Source organism: Amycolatopsis sp. lyj-346, assembly GCF_046548975.1.
Classification (GTDB): Bacteria; Actinomycetota; Actinomycetes; order Mycobacteriales; family Pseudonocardiaceae; genus Amycolatopsis.
This window is the reverse complement of sequence record NZ_JAJPWT010000019.1, coordinates 202,375-209,826: the sequence shown is the minus strand read 5'-3', so window position 1 is coordinate 209,826 and position 7,452 is coordinate 202,375. Positions and strand designations below refer to the sequence as shown.

Genomic DNA, 7,452 nt, shown 5'->3' with positions numbered 1-7,452 from the left:
TACGGGCATCAGGCTGCGGCCCACCCGCTGGGACAAGAACCACGCCATCGCCGGACGCAGCACGTCCCCGCCAACGAGCAGGGCCATCCCCGGCGGCAGCACGGAGTGCTTTCCCGCCAAAGGAAACATGCCGGTAGGCGGTCGGGCTGTCGGTGTCGCTGTCGGTCACAGCCGGACAGTCAACCAGAATGAGAAGGCCGCGGGCGTGCCATTTTCCGCTAGCGGTCGACGATGATCTTGACGGTGAAGACGCACGTGGCTGCGCGCGGACGTCGAGTCAGGCGCGGGGTGCGGCGTTCGCCGCTTGTGGCCGACGACAATGCTGATCCGCGTTCGTTAACCCGATGGGGTGACGAAGACGTGGGGGCCGGAGCATATCCTGCCTACGGTCGCTCGACATCTGCGGGCCTCCGCACGCCGCGGCGTGGATGGCCAGCCTCGCCCACGTCACCACAGTGGCTCCCCGCGACGGCGAACGCCGTTTGACGACGGTGTTCCCGATACCCCTGCACGTCGAGCATGTCACCCCGCCCCGCGCTGGCAACTTACGAACTTGTGCTGTAATCACGGTGATGTTAGCAACGCTCCCGTTACCTTCTGAATTCTCGTTGTGACTGCCGCCAGGTCGTCCTCGGTGTCGTGGGTGCAGGCAGCGTCGGCGTGCCAACCTCAGGACACCACCGGCGATCGCGCCCATGGCGTACAGGGCTCGTGGACCGCCAAGGCGGCCAGAGCCATCGCTGCCCGCGCCAGGTTGCCGCCATGGGTGTTGAGTGCAGCGTCCGTCCCTGGGGCGATGCCGAGAACTCCGGATGCCGCTCCGATAAGCATGCTCGGCAACTTGCGTGCGATCAGGTTGATCGTTGCCAGGGGCACGCTGAATCCCCCGAGGCTGCTGTTCAGGGCCTGACCGGTCGCTGTCGTAGGCATGGGGCATGGGCGGTGCGGGTCTCGACCACAAAATTGCTCTACGCGCTCAGTTCCGCCCCGTCTAGAGCCTGTTTCGATGTGCTGACCAGCGGGCTTCTGGCCGGCGTTGTGGGTGCGGCGTGTCTTGGGTCAGATAGACGAGGTCTCCGGTAGACCGATCAACGACCAAGCTGATCAAGAACACCGGAGACCTCGTGCCCAGCCTAGCGGCGACGGGGCGAGCCGATCTGACCGACGCGCAGTGGGCGATCCTGGAACCGCTGCTGCCCGTCGGCAAGAAGCCCGGCCGCCCGCCACTGTGGAGTAAACGCCAGCTTTTGGACGGCATCCGCTGGCGGGTTCGTGTCGGTTCGCCGTGGCGTGACGTCCCACCTGTGTATGGCTGCTGGCAAACCGTCTATGGCTTGTTCCGGCGCTGGCAGCGCGCTGGTGTGTGGGCGCTGATCTTGGCGGCGTTGCAGACTCGGGCCGACGCCGCCGGGCTGATCACCTGGGAGGTGAGCGTGGATTCCACGATCAACCGGGCGCACCAGCATGCCGCAGGCGCCCGCATCGAGGGCGACCTGCAGAAAGAACCGCCAGGCGGTATCGGCGAGCCCGAACCGGCCGACCACGCGCTGGGCCGGTCGCGGGGAGGCTGGACGACCAAGCTGCACCTGGCCACCGAGCAAGGCCAGAAGCCATTGTCGTTGCTGGTGACCGCTGGTCAACGTGGTGATTCGCCGCAGTTCGAGGCGGTGCTGGCCAGGGTCCGGGTCGCCCGGATTGGTGGTGGGCGAGCCCGGACCCGGCCGGATCGTGTCCTGGCGGACAAGGCCTACAGTTCCCGCGCCAACCGGGCCTATCTGCGGCGGCGCGGGATCGCGTGCACGATTCCCCAGCCTTCTGATCAGGTCCGGCATCGCCGCAACCGTGGCCGGGCCGGTGGGCGGCCACCGGCATTCGACCCAGAGATCTACAAGCAACGGCACGCGGTGGAGTGCGGCATCAACCGGCTCAAACGCAACCGAGGCGTCGCCACACGGTTCGACAAACTCGCGGTTCGCTACGAGGCGACCGTGCACATCGCGGCGATCAACGAGTGGCTACGACATTGAAACAGGCTCTAGTCCCAACGCGCCGGGTAGCCCTTAGCGGCAATTGCTGCAAACGCCGCCCTCAAGATCATGCTTGGGAGACTGCGCGAAGCATTGTGCACAGCTTACAGTCAGCGCCTGCCGCCGCTGGCAGTCGCAGCGTCCGCATCTTGGGCAGAACTTCTTCTCGCAGGTGGGGCAGGGAAACCCTGATGTGCTGCCACTGAAGCCGCATGGGCAGGTAAAGGGCGTGCTGGGTCGGTCGATTCGCTGGTGTTCTGGGCCGGTCACGTGAAGCGTGTCGACGTTCCAAAGGTCGAGTTCGGCGAGGACTGCGTACGTACGCTTCGGCGACGCCGCTGCGTTGAGGTAGAAGGTGTTCCGAGTACCCCACGGAGTAGACCAGAACGACTTGCGGACGAGTTGCTGGCCGGGTTGTAGGCGGGCCAAAGGGTGGTCGCTGGGGACACCTTGACCGGGACTGGGGTAGACGGCGGGTCGGTCGACCAGCCGGGCGTGAACGACCTTTTGGGTGGCACGGTCGGTGACGACGACCGCGCCTGTGCAGGTGAGACGGCGGGCCAGGGCGATGGCGCACACAGCTTGGCTGGCCTGGGTCGTCTTGAACAGCTCGAGCAGGTGCTGCCCAATGATCGGCCCTTTGCCGACGATCGTGTTCAAGACTTCGTCCGGCACGAGGAGCATGGCGGCGATCTCGTCGCAGAGTTTCTCGAGCTCGATGGCAGGCTCGTCCTGGTCGGCGACCCAGTTCAGAGCTTCCTCGTCCTGAAGCACCAATATGTGCCCGTACTCGTGCAGGAGGGTGAAGTTCTCGCGACGTGAGTCTGTGGGCGAGTAGAAGACGGTGTTGTGTTCACTGAACGACATGCCGTCGCACATCCCGTGTGCGCCACGGCGAGAAGTCAACTGTGCAACTGCGCGAACGGTGAGACCGGTCCCGGTCATCGCTTCGAAAGGCGCTTGGCGAAGTGCGTCTCGAAGCGGTGGGGTGAGGGCTCGCACCAGCTTGGTGGCCTGGCTTCTCCTCGTCATGATCTATCCAAGAATCCGGGGATCGACCGAAACTGTCGGAGGACGCCGAGCAAGGCCTCGACCGAGCCACCGGTGCGGTTCCGGTGGGCGGCGCCGGCCAACGTGGCCGTAGCGCGCTGGCGGAGCACTGCGGGCTGGACGCCGGCCTCGGCTGCCCAGTCCGAAAGGAAGGCCTGGATCCTCTGGTCGTCGAAGAGGTCGTCCACGCCACTGGTCGGCTGCGCCGCCGCGGTCAGGAGCGCATCGTCTCCGACAGATAGCTCTTCGGCAATCGCCGTGATGAGCGCGGGGGCCAGGGCGGGACGGCTCATCTCCCACTTGAACGCTTCCTGCATGGTCACCTCCCACCCGCGAGCGTTGATGCGGGTGACGAGCTGACGGAGGTCCAGTCGTGACCGTTTGCGCGCGGCTGCGAGTTTGCGGCCGTCGACGAGTACGTCCGGATCGGGCACGAGGCCGAGCATCAAAGCGACGAGGTCGTCGTGCCTGACGGGTTCGCGAGTCGGAGGTCCGGTTCGTTCCTGCTCTTCCGCGGCGAGTTCGGCGGCGACGTTCACGGCGTCGAGCCAGGGATCCACTTCGTCGTGCATGTCCGGAGCTTGGCCGTCGTCGGTGCGTTGCCTGGAACCGTCATCAGGGTTGCCGGTCACGCGGACGATTCACCTCCTCCTTGAGCTGCTTGAGTGCGTCCTTGTGCAGCTGGCTTACTCGTTGGCCGGTCAGGTTCAGCTCTTCGCCGATTTCTTTGTTCGTCCGGCGGTGGGCATGCTTGGCGATGACGATCGCGCGGGACCGCTCGTCGAGTGCGTTCAGCGCGGTCTTGGCGCGGTCTGTGCGCTCTGCCTGTTCGAGGTGCTCGTCTTGCTCGAGGACGGAGTCGCCAGTCGGATCGTGCGGTACATCGCGGTGGATCCGCGGATCATCGTCGTCGACCTCCTCGTGCTGCCGCGCCTTCGCCAGGTCCTTGCAGGCGTTGTGGACCGCGCCGTGCAAGTAGGCCTCCCAGTTGCCCGGCCGGGGCATCTGGTTCTCCTTGTGGCAGTTCACCAGTCGCGTGAAGACGATGCTGAGCGCGGTGTCGGCCTCGCTCCGCAGCCTGGCAGGAAGCTTCGCCGTCGCGTACCGGCGCAGTGTTCCGTGGTAACGCAGGTAGAGCGCGCCGGGGTCGGCCGCCGGGCCGGCGGTCGACCCCGGCGCCTCACCCGCTTCCTGACCAGCGCTCACAGCAGCAGTATGCGCCGAATGGCGGTACGTGGGGTCATGACGCACCGTGCGCAACGTCGACCGGTACCTGGGCGTCGCCGTACAGCTGCTGGTACCACCGGAGCCGTGTGCCCGAGCGGCACAGGCACCGGCCCGTGCGGTCGGCGGGTACTCGGCGGACCAGCCCGGGTGGCAGTCCGCTGAGGTCGATATCCACCCGGCCGGTCAGCACGGGTAGACCGTGAATCTGTTTCACAATCTCCGCCGCCGCCAGCACCCCGGCGAACCAGGACACCTGCGGCGCGGCCACGGCGACCACCTCCTCACCGCCGTCAGGGGAGCCCATGCGGACCTCGGCTTCGGCGTAGGCCTGACGGACCAGGTCGTTGATCGTCCGGCCGATGAGCGCGTCGCGCCGATGTGCGGGCAGCTTGCCCGCTGCGATGGCCTGGTCGACGTCCGCGGCGGTCAGCTGGGCTCCGTCCTGGAGCAGCGCGAGTACCCGCTGGACGGATAAGCCGGTGGTCTCGGCGTAGACGCCCGCTTGGGTCGCTGGGGGCTGGGCGCTGACGAAGTCGCAGAACGGACACGCGAACCCGTCACCGAGCCCTTCCCTCTGGGCGTGCAGGGAGAGGCCGGACACGCCGAGGGACAACGTCGACCGGGCCAGCACGTCGGTCACTTCCAACCGGCCCGTGAGGGTGTCGACCGACGACAACACCAGCCCGTCGAAGCCCGGGTTTTCCCGGCTGACGACCCAGTCGGCGACGCTCTTGGAGGCCGGACGCGCGCCCAGCCCGAGCTCCGTGAGCTTCGAGGCCATGTAGACGGCCTTCGGCCCTGTCTCGGTCCCGAGGAGCGCCGGATACCGGAAAGGGTTTCGGGTCCTGTCGAAGATGTCGGAGTCGATGACCGTGATCTCCTCGAGAGCGTCCGTGCTCAACGTCCCGGTGAGCTGTGGCGCGAACGCCGTCGCGAGCAGGGCGAGGCTGCTCGTGCCCACCGAGCCGACTCCCGCGACGGCCAGCTTCAGAAGATCGCGGACCGGCGGGAGCACAGGTATCTCCGGCGCCGCGGTCAACCTGTAGTCGACCAAGTTGGTCACGTACGGCGCGTCCACCGCGACGCCCGAGAACCCGAGGGGGCCGAGCGCTCGGATCAGGAGTTGGCTCACCGCCAGGCACGCCGCCGCGTGCACGCCGAGCGCGTGGGTCGTGACGGCACCCACGGGCTGCGGGGTCAGGCCGAGGCGGACCGTGTAGTCGTCGCCGCCCACACCGAGGTCGCCGGCCTCCACCTGGATGCCGAAGGTGACCACGAGGTTCCGCTGCGGTGCGTGCGCGGGATGAGGGCGTACGTAGGCCAGCGCGGTCAGCAGGGCGGCGCTGTCTCTGCTGCCCCACCAATTGGGTGGCAAGGCGACTGGATGCTCGAAGGCGATGTCACCGAACAGGCGTGCCGCCATGCCGGTGAACGCCGCCAGGGCGGTGGCCGCCCCGCCGATCACGTCCGCCCCGGCGCGGATCACCACCCGCACGTCGTCCAGGGCACCTATGAGCTCGGCCGCGGCCGATTCGTCGGCGGTGCCGAGGAGCCTGAGGCGCGGATCGGTCATCGGGCTTCCACCTCCGGGTCCACGCGGAGGCGGAGGTCCCGTTCGCTGCCCGGGGGCAGGGACCGCCACCGGTCGCCTTCGCGGCGCAGAACTGCACATGCGTCGAGGCCGAGGCGCAACCCGAGCCCGAAGAACGGAACGACGATGGAAAGCGCGCCTTCGTGGGTCAGGATGGGGTTCGCGTCGTCGGCGGGTGAGTGGAATGCCTCTGCCGGGTGGGAGTGGATCCGGGCGACGTAGAGCTCTTCGGGTTCGAGGGCCAAGGCCAGTTCGATCTGCCCGGCCCGGGTGACCTCCACGGAGACGCCGCCGCCGGCACCCCGCCACGGCCGCTGCTGCGGAACGACGAGCGCCGCGCCGTTCGGGCCGCTTTTGATCATGGCGGTGCCTTCGTGACCGCGTGCGCCGCGATCTTCGAAGTACATCCGCGCGTCGACCAGCAGTTGCGCCGGCAGGACCAGGGGGTTCATAGCCCCGCCTTGGTCAGGAGGCGGTCCAGGAGGCTGTCCGCTCGGAGTGCGTATCGCACCGCGTCCCACCTTTCTCCGTAGTGGCTCTCGTGGGCGTAGTAGGCCCGGGTGCCGCTGACGCAGACCCAGGGCACGCCGAGGCTGCTGTGGATGCCGTGGGCGAACCCAGGGATCCACTGGTCGAGCGGAAGCACGTCGCCCCCGTCGTCGACGAGGGCGACGTCGAACGGCTCCGCGTCATACCGGGAGCCGTCCAACCGCAACGTCCACGTGCCGCCGGCGGGCGGCCGCAGCGTCATCAGCAGGCTGGAACCCTCGCGGCGGAGGTCGCCGGCGCGAGGGCCCAGCCGCGCCCGCGCCTGCACGACCTCGATGTCGAGCAGGTCGGCCAGCACCCGGGGGTGCAGGGCCATCAGCCGTCGACCTGCGGCTTGCGGTTGATCAGCACGAGCACGTCGTCCTCGCGCACACCCGCGTGCTGGAGGGTCGACGTGGGGTCGAGCTCGCCTTCGCCGCCGCGGGGCAGCGTCAGGGCGTACTCGCCGTCGACGAGCTCGCCCTTGTTGACGAGGTGCTTCACCGCCTTGCGGGTCAGGTCCGCGACCTTGTCGTCCGGCTTGACCGTCTCCCGCACCTGGTGGCCCGCCAGCGTCCGGACGGTCACGTGGAACGGGTGGTTGCCGCCGCCGTGGCCGGTCTGCTCGTCATTCTGTCCCTGCGGTACATCGGTGTTCGGCATCGTTCTCCTCCTCGGTTTAGGTGCCGTCTACCAGGTAGACGATCGACCTCGCCGGAATGAAAATGCCCAGGTCGAGGGAGCTTCTGTCGCAGCTGAGAGGTCGTCAATCAACGATCAAAGGAATGCCGTGCCGGACCGCGAAGCTGCCAAGGCAGACGCCGCGGGGTTCCGTACGCTTGGACCCGAGGCGGGTGCAGACCCTCAACCTGCTCGTCGAGGCTGGCGGCCCGATGACGGTGGGGGCGAGCATGTCAGCGTGGGCCAGTCGACAGTTTCCGCGGACCTCAAGGTCCTCGCCGACACCGGGTTCGTGCTGGTCGAGCATCGCGGACTGCTCGGCTCTACCGCGTCAACGAAGAGGGCGTC

The 7,452-nt window shown here is 67.7% G+C and carries 8 protein-coding genes; 1 reads left to right on the top strand and 7 read right to left on the bottom strand.

All coding sequences use genetic code 11. The annotated features are described in order from the left end of the window. Nucleotides 1-1,124 precede the first annotated feature (1,124 nt). The gene (locus tag ACLJQE_RS38880; RefSeq protein WP_410644619.1) at nucleotides 1,125-2,027 is read left to right on the top strand and encodes an IS5 family transposase; all 903 of its coding nucleotides are present in this window, start codon (nucleotides 1,125-1,127) and stop codon (nucleotides 2,025-2,027) included. A gap of 33 nt (nucleotides 2,028-2,060) precedes the next feature. On the opposite strand, the gene ACLJQE_RS38875 is transcribed toward ACLJQE_RS38880, so the two are convergent. From ACLJQE_RS38875 to ACLJQE_RS38845, 7 genes are all read right to left on the bottom strand, one after another. Further along, nucleotides 2,061-2,894: an ImmA/IrrE family metallo-endopeptidase gene (locus ACLJQE_RS38875; protein WP_410644617.1), complete on the bottom strand. Its 834-nt coding sequence runs from the start codon at nucleotides 2,892-2,894 to the stop codon at nucleotides 2,061-2,063. 161 nt (nucleotides 2,895-3,055) lie between these two features. Continuing rightward, complete coding sequence (locus ACLJQE_RS38870) at nucleotides 3,056-3,649, bottom strand: hypothetical protein (RefSeq protein ID WP_410644616.1); 594 nt, start codon at nucleotides 3,647-3,649, stop codon at nucleotides 3,056-3,058. Nucleotides 3,650-3,692: 43 nt separating this feature from the next. Further along, complete coding sequence (locus ACLJQE_RS38865) at nucleotides 3,693-4,283, bottom strand: sigma-70 family RNA polymerase sigma factor (protein WP_410644614.1); 591 nt, start codon at nucleotides 4,281-4,283, stop codon at nucleotides 3,693-3,695. 34 nt (nucleotides 4,284-4,317) lie between these two features. Then, nucleotides 4,318-5,877 (bottom strand): hypothetical protein, encoded by a 1,560-nt coding sequence (locus ACLJQE_RS38860; RefSeq protein ID WP_410644613.1) that lies wholly within the window; start codon nucleotides 5,875-5,877, stop codon nucleotides 4,318-4,320. Next, nucleotides 5,874-6,347 (bottom strand): hypothetical protein, encoded by a 474-nt coding sequence (locus ACLJQE_RS38855; RefSeq protein ID WP_410644612.1) that lies wholly within the window; start codon nucleotides 6,345-6,347, stop codon nucleotides 5,874-5,876. The genes ACLJQE_RS38860 and ACLJQE_RS38855 overlap by 4 nt, the downstream gene beginning before the upstream one ends. Beyond that, a complete protein-coding gene (locus ACLJQE_RS38850; RefSeq protein WP_410644611.1) occupies nucleotides 6,344-6,760 on the bottom strand; it encodes a hypothetical protein in 417 nt (138 codons plus the stop codon). The genes ACLJQE_RS38855 and ACLJQE_RS38850 overlap by 4 nt, the downstream gene beginning before the upstream one ends. After that, complete coding sequence (locus tag ACLJQE_RS38845) at nucleotides 6,760-7,086, bottom strand: hypothetical protein (RefSeq protein WP_410644610.1); 327 nt, start codon at nucleotides 7,084-7,086, stop codon at nucleotides 6,760-6,762. Before ACLJQE_RS38845 ends, ACLJQE_RS38850 begins: the two co-directional genes overlap by 1 nt. Between the last annotated feature and the right edge of the window lie 366 nt (nucleotides 7,087-7,452).